We start from the raw sequence: 15,807 nt of genomic DNA, 5'->3' as shown, positions 1-15,807 counted from the left end.
ATCCGAACGCGACGGCCGCCGCGCTGACGCCCTGCCTGGGGGACCCGAGGGCCGCCGAGGCCGCCGCCGCGCATCCGGCGCTGTCGCCCTCCCTCCTCGCTTCCCTGCTCACCGGACCCGACGAGGCCTGGCCGAGGCGGCGGCGCGCAATCCCTCGCTGCCGCGCGAGGACATGGAGCGGCTGGTCCCCTGAGGTTCAGCCGGCGGTGGCGGTGGCGTCGGAGCGGGTGAGCCGGCGCAGGGCCAGGACACCGCCGATCCCGGGCAGCAGGGCCAGTCCGGTGGTCGGCGGGGTCCGTCTCGGGTCGCGGGCCACCGGGACCACGGTGAACAGGTAGGCGCAGCCGTGCACGGGACCCGCGAGCGAGGAGATCGCCGGCAGGTGCACGGTGGCGAGGTTCGCCAACAGGACGACGAACGAGCCGAGTTCGCTGACGGAGGCCACCCGCAACGGCCGGCCGGGGTGGCACGCGATCACCTCAGGCTCCCGTCGTGGAGCCGGGGCGGATGATCATGAGGACGGTCACCGTGACCCACAGCAGGTTGAACACGCCCGTGAACATGGCCAGTCGGGCCGTGGCGGCCCTCTCCACGGGCGCCGCGCCCTCGTCCAGTCCGACCAACACGGCCTCCTGGCCCGGCAGGATCCGCAACGCGAGGATCGCGGCGGCGGCGGCGGTGAGGACCATCGAGGTGATCAGCCAGGCATCGGTCAGCACCCCGAGGGAGGACGCGGTGGCGAGGCCGAACACCGGTACCGCCACGCCCACCACGGCGTACACCCGACAGACGCGGTGCAACAGCCGCACGGCGCCCACGTCGGACTCGCCGGAAGCACCGAACGCACCGGACCCGGCGGGAGGCTCGCAGGACTCACCGGATCGGACGCGCCGGGCGGCCGCCGGGAACATGCTCGCCGCGACGGTCACCGGCCCCACGGCGAGGATGGCCGCCACCACGTGCACGGCCAGCAGGAACGCGGTCACCGCGCGACGGTGGGCTCGGCGCCCGTGGCGGTCCAGACGGTGCCCCGGCGCTCGTGGGCGAAGAGCTCCTCCACGGCGTGGGCGACCCGGGAGCCGACCTCCCGCTCGACGAGGTACAGGGCGAGGTCCAGACCGGAGGTCACCCCGGCGCCCGTGACGAGGTCCCCGTCGTCCACGACCCGGGCGTCGACGGCGTGGACACCCGCGGTCTCGAGGACGTCGCGGCCCATGGGGTGACCGGTGGCGTGGCGTCCCCCGATCAGCCCGGCCATGGCCAGGATCATCGAGCCGCCGCAGACCGTGGCGACGACGGTGTCCTCCCGGTCGAGCGCCTCCTTGACCAGCCGTGGCAGTTCGGTCTCCAGGGTGCGGGCCAGGATCGCGGGGATGGTGCGCGCCCGCTCCTCCTCGGTGATCTCCCTCTCGGTGGGCAGGTCGCCGACCGCGCCGGGCAGCACGATCACGTCGGCGCGCGCCGGGTCCAGGACGGCGACGGCCCGCAGGGACACGTTCGGGAGACCGGCGGGCACCTCCCTGGGCCCTTCGGCGCTCACCAGCTCGACGGTCACGGCGCCGCCACCGAGTGTCCCGGCCGCGTGCGCGACCTCGTAGGGGGCGATGACGTCAAGGGGGTCGAATCCGTCGAACAGGACGAACTGAACGTGCATGTCCGCGTGCCTCTTTCGCTTCAGGGGGTGGGTGCGCGACCCACGCTAGGCGGCTCGGGCGCTGCCTCCCATGGGCTGGAACGACAAAGGGCAACGGATTCCCGCCGGCGCCTCCACCGGCTCTCCCCTCCACCACACACCTGTGACCTGCCTATTCGGGCATGGCGGGAACTGACCTACCCTGAAGGGCATGCATACCGTGGCGGTCCTCGCGCTGGACCATGTGGTGGCCTTCGACATCGCGACCCCCGTCGAGGCGTTCGGGCGGGCCCGACTGGCCGACGGACGACTCCCCTACCGCGTCCGGGTGTGCGGAACCGGTGGCGAGGTGACCGCGAGCAACGCGTTCACGATCCGCGCCCCGTACGGACTGGACGCCCTGGCCGACGCCGACACCATCGTCGTGCCCGGCTGCACGGAGGACGCCCCGCCGCCCGACCCGGCGGTACTGGAGGCGTTGCGCTCCGCCGCGGCGGCCGGGACCCGGATCGCCTCGATCTGCGCGGGCGCGTTCGTCCTCGCCGCGACCGGGCTGCTGGACGGGCTGGGAGCGACGACCCACTGGATCGCGGCCGCGCGACTGGCCGAGGAGTTCCCGCTGGTGGACGTACGCCCCGACGTGCTCTACGTCGACAACGGGCAGTTGCTCACCTCGGCGGGGGCGGCGGCCGGGCTGGACCTGTGCCTGCACATGATCCGGCGGGACTTCGGGTCGGCGGTCGCGGCGGACGCCGCGCGGCTGTCGGTGATGCCGCTGGAACGGGAGGGCGGGCAGGCCCAGTTCATCGTGCACGCCCAGCCTCCCGTGCCCCGCGGGTCGCTGTTGGAGCCGGCGCTCGCCTGGATCGAGGACAACCTGGGCGGGGACCTCACCCTGGCCGCCATGGCCGCCCGGACCGGCATGAGCGAGCGCACCTTCAGTCGCCGGTTCCGGGAGCAGACGGGCACCACGCCCTTGCAGTGGCTGCTGCGCGCCCGGGTCCGGCGGGCCCAGTTCCTGCTGGAGACCACCGAGTACGGCGTCGAGCGCATCGCCGCGCAGGCCGGGTTCGGCTCACCGACCGCGTTCCGGGAGCGGTTCAAGCGGGTCGCGGGGATCACCCCGCAGGCCTACCGCTCCTCCTTCCGCGGGGCGCCCGCCGAGGCGTGGTGACCCGCGCGGGCCGGATGCGCGGCCGACCCTACGCCCGCGCCGTGTGCGCGGTCGCGGCATCGGGATCGGGATCGGGCTCGGCGACTCGGCCGTCGTGCAGTTCCACCACCCGGTCCGCGAGTTCCACCAGGGCCGGGTCGTGGGTGGCGACGAGGGCGGTGACGCCCTCGCCGCGCACCACCGCGCGCAGCAGTTCCATGATCGAGCGGCCCGTCTCGGAGTCCAGTTGGCCGGTGGGCTCGTCCGCGATGATCAGGGCGGGCTCGTTGGCCAGCGCCCGGGCCACGGCCACGCGCTGCTGCTGGCCGCCGGAGAGTTCACCGGGGCGCTGCGCCGCGTGGTCGGAGAGCCCGACCAGGGCCAGCAGGGTGCGGACGCGTTCCTCGCGCTGTCGGGCCGGGACCTTTCGCATCCGCATGGGGATGCCGATGTTCTCGGCGGCGGTCAGGACCGGGATCAGTCCGAAGGACTGGAAGACGAAGCCGATCCGGTCGCGGCGCAGGGCGAGCCGCCCGGGCTCGTCCAGGGTGGCCAGGTCGGTTCCGTCGATGACGACGCTGCCGCCGCTCGGGGCGTCCAGTCCGCCGACGAGGTTCAGCAGGGTCGTCTTGCCGGATCCGGATCGGCCTTTGAGCGCGGTCAGTTCGCCTCTGCGGATGTCGAACGTGACGCCGCGCAGGGCGTGTACGGCCTGTTGACCGCTTCCGAAGCTCCGCCGGAGGTCACGCACCACCACCATGGGTGCCGCGGTGTCGACCTGGTCCTGCGTCATGGTGGGATCCCCCTCGGTTCGGCCGGCCGGGCTCGCCCGTGGGCGCCGCCCGGGTCATGGCCGTTCAGCTGCGCGCGACTGCTTCCGGCGGCCGCGTTTCGACTACCTTCCGAATTTGCTCATCCGTCACATCCCTCGCGCAAGTACCTTCCGATACACGATCGAATCTGACAACATCGTCCGCTATCCGGGACCAGTGGTCCGGACGGGGGAGGAACAGGCACATGATCGGCTTCGTCGTGCGCCGGCTGCGCGGGCGACTGCCGCTCGCTGCCGCCGTGCTGCTGACCGTACTCATCGCCACGACCGCGCTCAGCGCCCTGCTCGCCTTCTCCCGAGGGGTGGACGAGGCCGGCCTGCGACAGGCGATCCACGGTCCGGGGCGGGCCCGCACCGCGGTGACCGTCACGGGCGAGCATCCGGCGAGCGGCCGCGCCGACGACGACAAGGCCGTACGCGCCTTCGCCACTGCCCTGTTCGGCCGGCTGCCGGTCGACGTGCGGAGCGTGGCGCGCAGCCGCGCCTACGGGCTTCCCGGACCCCGGGCGCCCGGCAAGGAGGCGGACCTGACCCTGCTCGCGGCCCTCGACCGGGATCGCGTACGACTCCTGTCCGGCACGTGGCCCCGGCCGCTCGCGAACGCCTCCGCCCGCGTCGAGGTGGCCGTGCCCCAGGCGGCGTTGAACCGGCTCGGGTTGACCGCCGGCGCGCTGCCCGCCGAGGTCGGGCTCGACGACCGCTACGGCGGCAGCCCGCTCAGGGTCCGGGTGACCGGTGTCTACCGGGCGACCGAGCCGGACGCCCCGTACTGGCGGCTCGACCCGCTCGGCGGCCGGGAACTCCAGGTCGGCGCGTTCACCACGTACGGACCCCTACTCGGCGACGACTCCGCCTTCACCGCGGGCGGGCTCCCGCAGGACAGCCGCGCCGCCCTGCTGACCGCGGACTTCACCGCGGCCGGCCCCTCGGACGTCGAGGCGGTCCGGGCCGCCGCGACCCGCATCGACCCACGATCTTCGATCGGTGCCCCCCTCGCCGCCGCCGGACTCAAGGCCAAGACCGAACTACCTGATCTTCTGGCCGAGTTGACGTCGGCGCAGCGGGTCGCCCGTTCCACCCTGCTGGTCGGGGCGCTCCAGCTCGCGGTGCTCGCCACCGCGACCCTGCTGCTGGTCGCCCATCTGATGACGGACCGCAAGGAGACCGAGCGGGTCCTGTTGACCGCCCGGGGCGCCTCCCGACGCCGGCTCGGGATGCTCACCGTCGCCGAGTCGCTGCTGCTCGCCCTTCCCGCCGCCGTGCTCGCGCCGCTCCTCACCCCGCCGCTGCTGCGCCTGTCCGGCCGGTTCGGGCCACTGTCCCGGCTGTCCCTCGACTCCGCCGGCACCTGGATGCTCTGGCCGGTGGCGCTGGGCTGCGCGCTGTTCTGCGCGCTGCTGACCAGCCTGCCCGTCGTGCTCCGCGGGGCGGCCTCGGCCGTGCTGCGCCGCAGCGGTTCCCGACAGGCCGTCGTGGCCGGCACCGCCCGCGCCGGCGGTGACCTCGCGCTCGTCGTCCTCGCCGTCCTCGCCTACCTCCAACTCGCCCGGTACAGCGGCGACGAGGGTCTCGCGGCACGGGCCGGGGGCCTGGGCGTGGACCCGGTGCTGGTCGCGGCGCCGACGCTCGCGCTGTGCGCGGGCACCGTGCTGGTCCTGCGGCTGCTGCCGTTCGGCGCGCGGCTGGGCGGCCGGATCGCCGCGCGGGGCCGCGGCCTCGGCCCCGCGCTCGTCGGCCGGCAGTTGGCCCGCCACCCCAGGCGGGCCACGGGGCCCGTGCTGCTGCTGGTCCTCGCCGTCTCCAGCGGGGTACTGGCGCTGGGGCAGCACACCGCCTGGACCGACTCCCAGCACGACCAAGCCGACTTCGTCACCGCGGGAGGACTGCGGATCTCCGGCAGCGACCTGTCCGCGATGGGGCGGGCCGGCCGGTACTCCGCACTGCCCGGCGGCGACCGGATGATCCCGGTGATCCGCGGCGAACACTCCCTGCCCGGCGGGCGGGCCGCCACCCTGGTCGCGCTGGACGCCCCCGCCGTCGCCGCGCGGGTCCCGCTGCGGGAGGACCTGCGGGGCGGCCGCGGGATGCGCGAACTGTTCGGTCCGCTCTCGCCGTCCGCCCCCGCCGCGCACGGGGTCACCCTGCCCGGGCAGCCGAGGCGCATCGACGTCGACGTGTCCCTGGAAGCCGCCGACGACCCCGGCAGTCCCGGGATCGGCGTGCTGCTGCGCGACCGGCACGGGCTGACGTACCGGGCGCCGATGCGGCAACTCCCCTCGAACGGCGACACCACCGTGTCGGTCGACGTCGACGCCCTGGCCGACGCCCCGATCGGATCCGCCGCCGGCCCGCTGAGCATCGTCGGCTTCGTCGTCACGTTCTCCCCCGACGCCCGGCGCTACGGCACACCCCGGCAGGTCGGCGGTGAGGTGACGGTGCGCGGCGTCGCCGTCTCGGACACCCGGGACGGCCCGGCCGTCCCGGTGCGGGCCGCCGCACCGGCCTGGCACCTGACGGCCCCGACCACGACGAACGAGACTCCGACCGGTGAACTCCGCGACGGCGGCGACGCGTTGGTACGCATCCGCTACCGGGACCCGCGCGATACGACCGCCCCGCTCCAGATCTCCGCGACCGCGGGCGGCCCGCCCGCCGCCGGGATCCCCGGTATCGCCACGCACGCGTACATCCGTGCCCTCGGCGCCGATGTCGGCGACCTGGTCCCCGTGCCCCTGGGCAGCGACTCGCTGCCGGTCCGGATCACCACCGCGGTGGACACGTTGCCCGTGGTCGGCGACACGGCCGTGGCCGTGGACCTGGCCACGCTGGGCCGACTGTTCGCCGCGCAGGGCGGCAAGCAGGTCCCCCCGACCGACGAGTGGTGGCTGCCGGCCGTCTCCGCCGACGACCCCGCGCCGGCCCGGGCCGCCGCCGCGCTGCGGGCGGGCGCGGGAGTCCAGGAGGTGCGGTTGCGCGAGGAGGTCGTCGCAGGACTGCTCGACGACCCGCTGAGCGCCGGACCGCAGGCCGCGCTCGCCGCCCTCGCGCTGGCCTGCGCGGTCCTGGCGGCGATCGGCTTCGCGGCCTCCGCCGCGGCGAACGCGCGGGAACGGTCCGGGGAGTTCGCCGTACTGCTGGCGCTGGGCGCGCCGCGTCGGGCACTGGCCTGGACGGCGGCCGCCGAGAGCGGGGTCCTGGTCGGCCTCGGAGCGGGGGTCGGCCTCGTGCTGGGGGCCGCCATCGTGCACCTGACCGTGCCGTTGGTGGTGCTGACCCCGGGGGCGCGCCGGCCGGTACCGGAGGTCCTGGTGGATCTGCCCGTCCCCACGACGTTGCTGCTGGTCGCGGGCATCGCCGCCGTGCCGCTGCTGTCGACCGTGCTCGGCGGCCACCGCGGCCGCAACGCCCTGAGCGCAGCCGCCCGGCTGCGGCACGTGGAGGACATGTGACCAGCCCGGCCCCCGCGCCGCCGCCGCACACCCGCCCCGCGCCGTGGGTGCGGACCCGGTTGCGGGCCGCGCCGGTGACCACCCTGCTGGGCGCCGTCCTGGCGTTCGTCGCGGTGTTGCTCGCCGCCGGTCTTCCGCGCGCCCTGGACCGCGGCTCCGACCAGGCCCTGCGGTCCTTCCTGCGGGACCAGGGGCCCGGCTTCACGAGCCTGCTCGCCACCGCGGAGGCCCGGCCCGGTACCCGCACGCCCGAGGAGCCGGACTCGGTACGGTCCCTCCTGCTGTCCCGCACCGGCGGGGACTTCGCGGTGGCGCCCGACGGCCCCGTGTCGGGTACCCGCGCGGTCAAACCGCGCACCCTGACGAACCCGGGACTGCCGAGCCCCTACGAAGTACCGCCGCAGATGAACCTGCTGTACCTGCGCGACCTCTCCGCGCACACCCGACTCCTCGCCGGCCGCTGGCCCGACGGCGGCACGCCGGACGGGCCGATCCCGATCGCCGTGTCCCAGGGCGTCGCGGACACCCTCGGCGTGAAGGTCGGCACCGTCCTTGACCCCAATCCCGGTATCGCGGGACCGCTCAGCGCCGAGATCGTCGGCGTGTACGGCGTGAACGACCAGGCCGACCCGTTCTGGACCGACCTGCTGTGCGCGGCCCGCGCCTGCCTCAACGGCACCCGCAAGCAGTACTGGCAGACGTCCGCCGTGGTCGGGGCCGACGGCGCCGACCGGCTGGCGTCCTGGGGCGAACGCGCCGAGCACTTCTGGCGGTTGCCGGTGGACACCGACGTCCTGCGCGCCGACCGGCTGCCCGCCGTCCGGGAGGCCGTCGCCTCGTACGTGGCCGGCCCCACCGCCACCGATCTGACCCTCGCATCGGGCCGGCCCGACCTGCGGATCTCCTCGCGGCTGCCCGAGCTGCTCGCCAGGGCGGAGGCCCGGCGGCAGGCCGCCGCGCCGCTCGCCGCGATCGGTCCCGCCGGAGTCGTCGGCGTCGCCCTCGTCGTGTTCTTCCTCGCCGCCGGACTGAGCGGCGACCGGCGGCTCGCCGAGTTGCGGCTGCTGCTCGCCCGGGGTGGCTCACGCTCCTCCATCGTCCGCCGGGTGCTCGCGGAAGGCGCCGTCCCGGTGCTCCCCGCGGCGGCGCTCGCGACGACCACCGCCGTGCTGCTGCTGCCCACTCCCCGCCTGCTGCCCGCCCTTCTCGCCGCGGCGGCCGTCACCCTCGTGCTGCTGACCGCCTTTCCCGTACGGGCGTTCGTGCTGCTGTCGCCGCCGCGGCCGCCCGCCCCGCGCCGCCGACTGGTCGCGGAACTGCTGGTGGTCGCCGCGACCGGCGCGGCGGTGTTCGAGGTCCGTGACCGAGGCGTCGCCCCGGCCGGACAGGGGGTCGACCCGCTGCTCGTCGCCGCCCCGCTGCTGCTGGCGCTCTCGGGCGGGCTGCTGCTGGCCCGGCTCCAGCCGCCGCTCGTCGGGGCGCTCGCGCGGGCGGTGGGTCGCCGGCGCGGTGTGGTGGGCTTCCTCGGGGCGACCGGCGCGGCCCGTGGTCCCGGGGATCGCGCACGGCCCTCGGTACTGCCGCTGATCGCGCTGCTGCTCGCCGTCACCACCGGCGGGTTCGGGGCCACCGTGCTGTCCGGGGTGGAGTCCGCCCGGGCGCGGGTGGCCCGGCTCGACGTGGGCGGCGACGCCCAGGTCGCCTCGCCCGCGGGAGTGCCCGTCCCGAAGGCCCTCGCGGAGGCGGCCGGCGAACTGCCCGGTGTACGGGCCTCCCTCACCCTGTGGGCGGACATCGACGCGTTCGCCTTCGACACCGACCGGGGGTCCGTCAAGGTCACGGTGATCGTCGCCGACCCGGTGGCCTACGCGGAGATCTCGCGGACCGTCGGCCGCGGACGGTTCGACCCCGCCCTGCTCGCCGGCGGCTCCCCCGACGCCGTCCCCGCACTGTTCAGCGAGGACCTGGTGGGGAAGGTCGCCGGCGAGGCCCACCGCGTGCGGTTCGCCAACGGTGAGGAACTGCGCGCCAAGCCCGTCGCCCGGATCGACGGCACGCCCCTCCTCCAAGGTTCCGGCAAGGGCGTCATCGTGCTGCCCGCGGGCACGGCCACCGCCATGATCCCCAAAGGTGCCCCGCCCACCCACTGGCTCGCGGTGGGAAGCATCGACGACGCGGCCCTGCGCGAGGTGGTCCGCGCCCACGCCGGCCCGGCGGCCGACCGCTACCTCGTCCGCACGAGCGCCGCCACCGTCGCGACGCTCGCCGACGACCCCCTCCAGCGGTCCGCGAGCCGCATGTTCTGGGCCTCCCTGGCCGGCGCGGCGGGCTTCGCGTCGCTGGCCGTGCTGCTCACCCTGGCCCGGGCCACGCCCGAACGCGCCGCGCTGCTGGCCCGACTGCGCACCATGGGCCTGCGGCCCCGGCAGGGCGTGGCGCTGATCCTCGTCGAATCGCTGCCGCAGGCGGTCACCGCCGCGCTCGGCGGCGGTCTGATCGCGGTCGCCGCGGTCGCCCTGCTGGGTCCGGCGGTGGACCTGACGACGCTGGTCGGCTCGTCGGTCCCCACCGGGCTGGGCGTCCTCGTCCGGCCCGTGCTGGCGCAGTCGCTGGGCCTGGCCGCGCTGGTGGCCCTGACCGTGCTCGCCGAGGCGGCGCTGTCCGGCCGGCGCCAGATCACCACCGAGTTGAGAGCGGGAGACCGACGTTGAACACCGAAGCCCCCACCTTCGAGGAGCTGCGCCGCAGGGCGCTGGCCGCCGCCGAGCCCCGCGGTCACGATCCGGCCCACGCCATCGTCTGCGACCGGCTGGTCCGCATCTTCAGCTCCGACGGGGTGGAGGTGCAGGCCCTGCAGGGGTTGGAGCTGACCGTGACCCGCGGGGACCTGATCGCGCTGGTCGGCGCGTCCGGCAGCGGGAAGTCGACGCTGTTGAACATCCTGGCGGGCCTGGACGTGCCGACGGCGGGGAAGGCCACCGTGAGCGGTCACGACCTGCTGGAGATGTCTGCGCGGGAGCGGCTGCGCTACCGGCGCGAAACCGTGGGGTTCGTCTGGCAGCAGACCGCCCGCAACCTGCTGCCGTTCCTCACGGCCGCCCAGAACGTGGCACTGCCGATGCAGCTGAAGGACGGGAACGGGCGCGCGGCCCGCAAACGGCAGACCGCGCGCGTCGCCGAGCTGTTGGCGGCGCTGGAGATCGGCGACCTGGCCGGGCGGCGGCCGAGCACGCTGTCCGGCGGACAGCAGCAGCGCGTGGCCATCGCCGTGGCCATGGCCAACGACCCGGCGGTCCTGTTGGCGGACGAGCCGACCGGCGAGCTGGACTCCGAGACCGGCGCCGCGATCTTCGAGGCCTTCCGTACCGTGAACCGGGAGCTGGGGGCGACCGTGGTGATCGTGACGCACGACCCGATGGTCGCGGGAGAGGTCCGCCGCACGGTGGCCATCCGCGACGGTCGCACCAGCAGCGAGGTGCTGCGCCGCACCGTCACCGACGAGCACGGCGCGGAGTCCGTGAGCGAACGCGAGTACGTGATGCTGGACCGCACCGGGCGGGTGCAACTCCCGTACACGTTCCTGGAGGCGCTGGGCATGGAGCACCGCGTCGCGGTCGACCTCGCCGCCGACCACATCGAGGTCCGCCGCGACGACTCGGAGGACGTACCGCACACCGGCTGAAGCGCCCCGCGCCGAACGCCGCCGCGGGTGCGTGCGTCACTTCCGTGGGCCGGGTGTCGTTAGGCGCTCGGGGTTGACTCGGGGGGCGAAGGGATGACGGAATGCGGCAGTTTCCTCTGGAGATGCACACCTTGGCGCCCGGAAGGGTGGTCGAGTGGCGTTTGAGGTCCACGGCGGCGCAGGACGCCGACCGGGGCGATCCGTCGGGCAGGAGGGCGTCCTTCAACCAGGACAAGCACTTCACCGTCGCCGAGGAGAGCCGCGCCGCCGACGATCCGGTCGCGTCCTGGATCGCGGTGACCTTCGAGGTCGAGGGACCGCTCGACGAGACGGCGCTCAGTCGGGCGTTGTTGGCGTTCGTGGGCCGGCACGAGGTGTTGCGCTGCGAGTTCCGCCGGCTGGCCGGTGAGCTGGCCTGCGCGCCGCTGGCCGCCGACGAACTCGCCCTCGACACCGCCGAGGTGGGCGTCTTCGAGACGTCCGAGCTGCTGCGCGGTTTCCTCGTCGAACGGTTCAAGCGCAGCATCGACACCCTGTCCTGGCCGCTGTTCACCATGGGCGCCGTGCTGCGCGAGGATTCCGCGACGGTGTACCTCGCCTTCGATCACATCGTGTGTGACGGCATGTCGATGCCGATCGTGGTGCACGAGGTGGAGACGGAGTACGAGGCCCTGCGTCGGGGCGAGAGTTCCGGTCTGCCGGCCACCGCGCCGAGTTATCTGGACTTCGCCGAGGAGCAGCGCCGCCGCTACCTCTCCATCGGCGCGGACGACGAACGCCTGGGCTACTGGAAGTCGTTCATCGAGCGCAACGGCGAGTTCTTCCCGCGGTTCCCGCTCGATCTCGGCGTGCGGCCGGACCGGATGTACCCGATCGTCAACGAGGCGTCGCCGCTCCTGGACGCCTCCGAGGCGGAGGTGTTCGAGAAGTCCTGTCTGGCCGTGGGCGGCAAGCCGTTCATGGGGGTGCTCGCGTCGGTCGCCGTCTGCCTGCGGGAGGCCGGCGGGCCCGGCGTGTACCGCGGGTTCATGCCGGTCAGCGAGCGCGGTCGGGACGCCTGGACCAACTCGGTGGGCTGGTTCGTGAACACCATGCCCATCGAGTTCGACGCCTCTCCCGGGCGGGACTTCACCCAGGTCATGACGCAGGTTCGGGCCGGTTTCGGGGAGATGATCCGCCACATCGACGTGCCGTTCGTCCGGGCCTGGGAGTTGTTGGCACCCGAGGAGTTCGCGGCACGCTCGTGGCCGTACCCGGTGAACTTCTTCTCGTACATCGACATGCGCAAGTGTCGGGGCTCCGAGCGGCACGACGAGTGGCGGCCGACGTCCCACGTGTGGTCGGCGCGGGCGAACGGCGCGTGCTCCTGGTTCCAACGGGACGCGGACGGGCTGCACATGAACTCCATCTACGTGGACACGGCGGCCGCCCGCACCACCATGGGCGACTTCCAGGCGGCCCTGCGTCAGACGGTGCGGGACATCGCCCTGACCGGCGGGTTCCGGCGTCCGATCGCCCTGACCGCGCCCCGTCTGCCGGTCCGGCCCCGCGTCCAGGCCTGAGCTCCCCCGGCCCGGCGGCGGCCCGTGCCCGGTGTCGGCTCAGCGGCCGGCGGCGGCCCGTGCCCGACGCAGCAGGAGGGAGCGCTCGCGGGCGTTGCGCGTCAGGGAGGCGGCCCGCTCGAACTCGACCCGGGCCTCCTCCCCGCGACCGAGGCGCTCCAACAGGTCGCCCCGCACGCTCGGCAGCAAGTGGTAGGAGGCGAGGGCCGGTTCGGCCGCCAGGACCTCGACCAGCGGCAGGGCGGCCTCGGGGCCCTCGGCCATGGACACGGCGACGGCCCGGTTCAGTTCCACCACGGGGGACGGGATCAGCACGACGAGTCGCCCGTACAGCGCGACGATCGTCGCCCAGTCGGTGTCCTCGTACCGGACGGCCGCGGCGTGACAGCCGGCGATCGCGGCCTGGACGGAGTACGGCCCGGTTCCCGCGCGGTGCAACGCCTCGACGCCGCGCCCGATGAGCATGCGGTTCCACCGGGTCCGGTTCTGGTCGGCGAGCAGCACCGGCTCGCCGTCGGGCCCGGTGCGGGTGGCCATCCGGGAGGCCTGGAACTCCAGGAGCGCCACCAGCCCGTGCGTCTCGGTCTCCTCGGGCATCAGGCCGGCCAGCAGCCGGGCCAGCCGGAGCGCGTCCTCACACAGCGCCGGGCGGACCAGGTCGTCCCCGGCGGTGGCCGAGTAGCCCTCGTTGAAGACGAGGTAGATCACCTCCAGTACGGAGGCGAGCCGCTGCTCGCGGTCGGCGCCGTACGGAACCTCGAACGGCACGCCGGCCGTGGCCAGTGACCGCTTCGCCCGGACGATGCGTTGGGCGACGGTGGCCTCGGAGGTGAGGAAGGCGCGGGCGATCTCCTGCGTGGTCAGCCCGCCCATCAGACGGAGTGTGAGCGCGACCCGGCCCTCCGTCCGCAGCACCGGATGACAGGCGGTGAAGATCAGCCGCAGCAGGTCGTCGTCGATGTCCTCCGGCTCGGCCGGCTCCTCGGGGGGCGGTACGTCCTCCAGGGCGCGGCCCACCTCGGCGAGTTTGCGGGCGTAGGCCTCCTTGCGGCGGACGAGATCGATCGCGCGGTTCCTGGCGGTGGTCGTCAACCAGGCGCCCGGCCGCTCCGGCACGCCCTCCACGGGCCACTGCTCCAGCGCGGCGACCAGGGCGTCCTGGGCGATCTCCTCGGCGATGCCGACGTCGCGCACGATGCGCGTCACGCCGGCGATGATCCGCGCGGACTCGATCCTGAACACCGTTTCGACCGCTCGGGTCGTACTCACTGCCGTCACGGCCACCCATCAGAGCAGCCGTGACGAGGCAGGGCAAACAGGACGCCGCGCACGCGGCCGGATCAGCCCTCGGCGATCTCGCGGAGCTCGGAGCCGACCGTCCAGTGGGTGGGGTGCAGCTCCAGGAACCGCTTGGTCCACTCCAGGGCCTCGGCCTTGTCCTTGCACTGCATGAGGGCGTAGCCGCCGATGACCTCCTTGGTCTCGGTGAAGGGGCCGTCGGTGTAGCTGAGCTTGCCGCCGGACCAGGTGACGCGGGTGCCCTCGGCGGTGGGGAGCAGGCCCGCGGTGTCGAGCATGACCCCGGCCTTGGTGATCTCCTCCAGGAGGGCGCCCATCCGCTGCTCGAACTCGGGGGTGAAGCCGTCGGTGGGCACGTTCTGCTCGTCGATGCGGATCAGCGAAAGGAAGCGCGGCATGGTGACTCCTCGGTCGGGAGGGCGGGGGCTTTCCCTGCCTCTCACCCCTGCGTCGAACGGGAGACGCCCGAATCGACGGTTCCGGGAAACTTTCTTCAAGAGGTTTCGGGATCGGCCCCGACCCGCATTCTCGCCGGCGCGTCGGGTCGGGGCCGGCAGGCGGGGCCGCTCCCGTCCGAGTCGGGCCGGCCGCGGGCCTGGACCCAGGGCGGCTACCCATGAGTAGGATCGCGGGCCCCACCTTCTCCGAGAGGATCCCCGATGCCGCGCACGCCCTCCTCACCCCTGCTGCTCGCCGGTCTGCTGGCGGGCGCCGCCGTGGCGCACACGGTCGCGCCGAAGCAGTTCGACGCGACGGTCCCGCGCTCCCTGCCCGGCAGCCCGCGCCAGTGGACGTACGCGTCCGGCGTCGTCGAGCTGGCACTGGCGGCCGGGGTCGCGCACCCGCGCACCCGGCGCGTGGCGGCGATGGCCACGGCGGTGTTCTTCGTCGGCGTCTTCCCCGCGAACGTCAAGATGGCCGTCGACGCCCGGCGCCGGTCCCCCGCCGTACAGGCCGCGGCGCTGGCCCGGCTGCCGCTCCAGGTGCCGTTGGTGCTGTGGGCCCGCAAGGTGGGTCGCGGAGCCACGACCGGCTGACGCCGGGCGCCCGGACACAGCCCTGAACCCGAACGCCCCGACGGCCCTGCGCCGCGGTCGCCACGATGCCGCGGGCACCCCGACGCCGCGTACACGCCGCCGTCGCAAGGCACCCGGAACGCGCGCATCCGAACGGGGCCCGGCGACGGAAGTGCCCGACAGAGCCCCCGGTCAACGTCGGCGGATCGGGGGCTCGCCCGGTCAGGGGCTGTCGCCCGACCAGTCCCAGTGGTCCGGGTCGGCCGGCCGGCGACGGTAGTGGGCGCGCCCGCCGGCCCCGTAGCGGCCTATCTCGGTGGGGAGTCGGGCCTCTTCGGCCAGTCTGGGGCCGCTCCAGCCGGTGATGTCGAGGAGGAGCCCGTCGAGGGGGCCGCCCACGAGCTCGCCGTAGACGTGCCCCGGGCGCGGGCCCGGGTCGGGGTCGTCGTGGTCGGCGCCGTAGACCCGGCGCCGCAGCATCCTGTCGTCCATTCGCCCAGGTTGACAGGCCCCACTGACAACGGGCCCGGTCAGCCTTCCAGGAGGACCTGCCCCACGTACTCCCCCGGCGCCGCTCCGGCGGGCACCACGAACAGCGCCGACGCCGCGTGGACGAGGTACCGGGCGAGCGCGTCCCCCCGGGCGAGCCGGTGTGGGACGGGCACGAAGCCGCCGGCCGGCGCCGGGTTGGCGGTGCCGTCGAGGCGGCCCATGAGGTTGCGGTGCGTCCCGCCGGACGTGCCGGCCCCGGGGGACGGGTGAACCCGGACATCACCCAGCGGGTGAGGGCCGTTCCCCTCCGAGGCGTTCGAAGAGTTCCGGCCCGAGTCCGAAGGTGACCGTGAGCCCGGTCGGACCGGCGCCGAGGGCGATCCCGGGCTCGGATTCCCCCTCGACCGGTGTCTCCCCGCGGGTCATCCGCTCGGCGGCGGCGCTCCAGGCCCGCAACAGACCGGCGGCGAGCGGGCGGTCGACACGGGGCAGCAGGTCGAGCGCGGCGAGGTGGGCGTACGGCCGGCGCCGGGTCAGGATGCCGGCCTGGGTGGCGCCGTGGAACGGTGTCCGCGCCCCGGGTCCGGGCCGTCCGGCGTCCTTCGTGCTCTCGGCGGGGGCGGCCGTGGTGAGCACGGCGCCGCCCGCGGCGAGTGCGGCCGGCCCCGCGAACAGGGCCCGGACCTTGG

At 74.6% G+C, this 15,807-nt stretch carries 14 protein-coding genes and 1 pseudogene; 6 read left to right on the top strand and 9 right to left on the bottom strand.

Annotated features, from left to right (window positions below; genetic code table 11):
• Nucleotides 1-196: 196 nt before the first annotated feature.
• From OG906_RS30570 to OG906_RS30560, 3 genes are read right to left on the bottom strand one after another with little or no spacing between them, the layout of a single operon-like run.
• Nucleotides 197-478, bottom strand: a complete 282-nt coding sequence (locus OG906_RS30570) for a DUF3817 domain-containing protein (RefSeq protein WP_329447309.1) — start codon at nucleotides 476-478, stop codon at nucleotides 197-199.
• Nucleotide 479: 1 nt separating this feature from the next.
• Nucleotides 480-986, bottom strand: a complete 507-nt coding sequence (locus tag OG906_RS30565) for a hypothetical protein (RefSeq protein WP_329447308.1) — start codon at nucleotides 984-986, stop codon at nucleotides 480-482.
• Nucleotides 983-1,654 (bottom strand): DJ-1/PfpI family protein, encoded by a 672-nt coding sequence (locus OG906_RS30560; RefSeq protein WP_329447307.1) that lies wholly within the window; start codon nucleotides 1,652-1,654, stop codon nucleotides 983-985. The genes OG906_RS30565 and OG906_RS30560 overlap by 4 nt, the downstream gene beginning before the upstream one ends.
• A gap of 190 nt (nucleotides 1,655-1,844) precedes the next feature.
• Here OG906_RS30560 and OG906_RS30555 point away from each other — a divergent pair, with 190 nt between their 5' ends.
• Complete coding sequence (locus OG906_RS30555) at nucleotides 1,845-2,807, top strand: GlxA family transcriptional regulator (RefSeq protein WP_329447306.1); 963 nt, start codon at nucleotides 1,845-1,847, stop codon at nucleotides 2,805-2,807.
• Nucleotides 2,808-2,835: 28 nt separating this feature from the next.
• Here the strand turns inward: OG906_RS30555 and OG906_RS30550 are convergent, their stop codons facing one another.
• Nucleotides 2,836-3,579, bottom strand: coding sequence for an ABC transporter ATP-binding protein (locus tag OG906_RS30550; protein WP_329447305.1), 744 nt, complete (start codon nucleotides 3,577-3,579; stop codon nucleotides 2,836-2,838).
• 224 nt (nucleotides 3,580-3,803) lie between these two features.
• Here OG906_RS30550 and OG906_RS30545 point away from each other — a divergent pair, with 224 nt between their 5' ends.
• The 4 genes from OG906_RS30545 (at nucleotide 3,804) to OG906_RS30530 (ending at nucleotide 12,311) form a co-directional block, all read left to right on the top strand.
• Complete coding sequence (locus OG906_RS30545; RefSeq protein WP_329447304.1) at nucleotides 3,804-7,067, top strand: FtsX-like permease family protein; 3,264 nt, start codon at nucleotides 3,804-3,806, stop codon at nucleotides 7,065-7,067.
• Nucleotides 7,064-9,778 (top strand): hypothetical protein, encoded by a 2,715-nt coding sequence (locus tag OG906_RS30540; RefSeq protein ID WP_329447303.1) that lies wholly within the window; start codon nucleotides 7,064-7,066, stop codon nucleotides 9,776-9,778. Before OG906_RS30545 ends, OG906_RS30540 begins: the two co-directional genes overlap by 4 nt.
• Nucleotides 9,775-10,749 (top strand): ABC transporter ATP-binding protein, encoded by a 975-nt coding sequence (locus OG906_RS30535; RefSeq protein WP_329447302.1) that lies wholly within the window; start codon nucleotides 9,775-9,777, stop codon nucleotides 10,747-10,749. The genes OG906_RS30540 and OG906_RS30535 overlap by 4 nt, the downstream gene beginning before the upstream one ends.
• Before the next feature lie 101 nt (nucleotides 10,750-10,850).
• Nucleotides 10,851-12,311, top strand: coding sequence for a condensation domain-containing protein (locus OG906_RS30530; RefSeq protein WP_329447301.1), 1,461 nt, complete (start codon nucleotides 10,851-10,853; stop codon nucleotides 12,309-12,311).
• Between the two features lie 39 nt (nucleotides 12,312-12,350).
• On the opposite strand, the gene OG906_RS30525 is transcribed toward OG906_RS30530, so the two are convergent.
• A complete protein-coding gene (locus OG906_RS30525) occupies nucleotides 12,351-13,580 on the bottom strand; it encodes an RNA polymerase sigma factor (protein ID WP_329447300.1) in 1,230 nt (409 codons plus the stop codon).
• 71 nt (nucleotides 13,581-13,651) lie between these two features.
• Nucleotides 13,652-14,008, bottom strand: coding sequence for a YciI family protein (locus tag OG906_RS30520; protein ID WP_329447299.1), 357 nt, complete (start codon nucleotides 14,006-14,008; stop codon nucleotides 13,652-13,654).
• Nucleotides 14,009-14,269: 261 nt separating this feature from the next.
• Between OG906_RS30520 and OG906_RS30515 the strand changes: the two genes are divergently transcribed.
• The gene (locus tag OG906_RS30515; protein ID WP_329447298.1) at nucleotides 14,270-14,647 is read left to right on the top strand and encodes a DoxX family protein; all 378 of its coding nucleotides are present in this window, start codon (nucleotides 14,270-14,272) and stop codon (nucleotides 14,645-14,647) included.
• A 201-nt stretch (nucleotides 14,648-14,848) separates the two neighbouring features.
• Here the strand turns inward: OG906_RS30515 and OG906_RS30510 are convergent, their stop codons facing one another.
• From OG906_RS30510 to OG906_RS30500, 3 genes and pseudogenes are all read right to left on the bottom strand, one after another.
• A complete protein-coding gene (locus OG906_RS30510; protein ID WP_053682117.1) occupies nucleotides 14,849-15,118 on the bottom strand; it encodes a hypothetical protein in 270 nt (89 codons plus the stop codon).
• 38 nt (nucleotides 15,119-15,156) lie between these two features.
• Nucleotides 15,157-15,306, bottom strand: a pseudogene (locus tag OG906_RS30505) (iron uptake transporter deferrochelatase/peroxidase subunit); the annotation flags it as partial.
• A gap of 91 nt (nucleotides 15,307-15,397) precedes the next feature.
• Complete coding sequence (locus OG906_RS30500; RefSeq protein WP_329447296.1) at nucleotides 15,398-15,754, bottom strand: Dyp-type peroxidase domain-containing protein; 357 nt, start codon at nucleotides 15,752-15,754, stop codon at nucleotides 15,398-15,400.
• Nucleotides 15,755-15,807: the final 53 nt, after the last annotated feature.

This window comes from Streptomyces sp. NBC_01426, assembly GCF_036231985.1.
Taxonomy (GTDB): domain Bacteria; phylum Actinomycetota; class Actinomycetes; order Streptomycetales; family Streptomycetaceae; genus Streptomyces.
This window is presented reverse-complemented; position numbering and strand designations above follow the sequence as displayed.

Bases quoted from the DNA above. Each gene is read 5' to 3' on its own strand.
- OG906_RS30560 (WP_329447307.1), bottom strand. From the start codon at position 1,654: ATGCACGTTCAGTTCGTCCTGTTCGACGGATTCGACCCCCTTGACGTC.
- OG906_RS30555 (WP_329447306.1), top strand. From the start codon at position 1,845: ATGCATACCGTGGCGGTCCTCGCGCTGGACCATGTGGTGGCCTTCGAC.
- OG906_RS30550 (WP_329447305.1), bottom strand. From the start codon at position 3,579: ATGACGCAGGACCAGGTCGACACCGCGGCACCCATGGTGGTGGTGCGT.
- OG906_RS30545 (WP_329447304.1), top strand. From the start codon at position 3,804: ATGATCGGCTTCGTCGTGCGCCGGCTGCGCGGGCGACTGCCGCTCGCT.
- OG906_RS30530 (WP_329447301.1), top strand. From the start codon at position 10,851: ATGCGGCAGTTTCCTCTGGAGATGCACACCTTGGCGCCCGGAAGGGTG.
- OG906_RS30520 (WP_329447299.1), bottom strand. From the start codon at position 14,008: ATGCCGCGCTTCCTTTCGCTGATCCGCATCGACGAGCAGAACGTGCCC.
- OG906_RS30515 (WP_329447298.1), top strand. From the start codon at position 14,270: ATGCCGCGCACGCCCTCCTCACCCCTGCTGCTCGCCGGTCTGCTGGCG.
- OG906_RS30510 (WP_053682117.1), bottom strand. From the start codon at position 15,118: ATGGACGACAGGATGCTGCGGCGCCGGGTCTACGGCGCCGACCACGAC.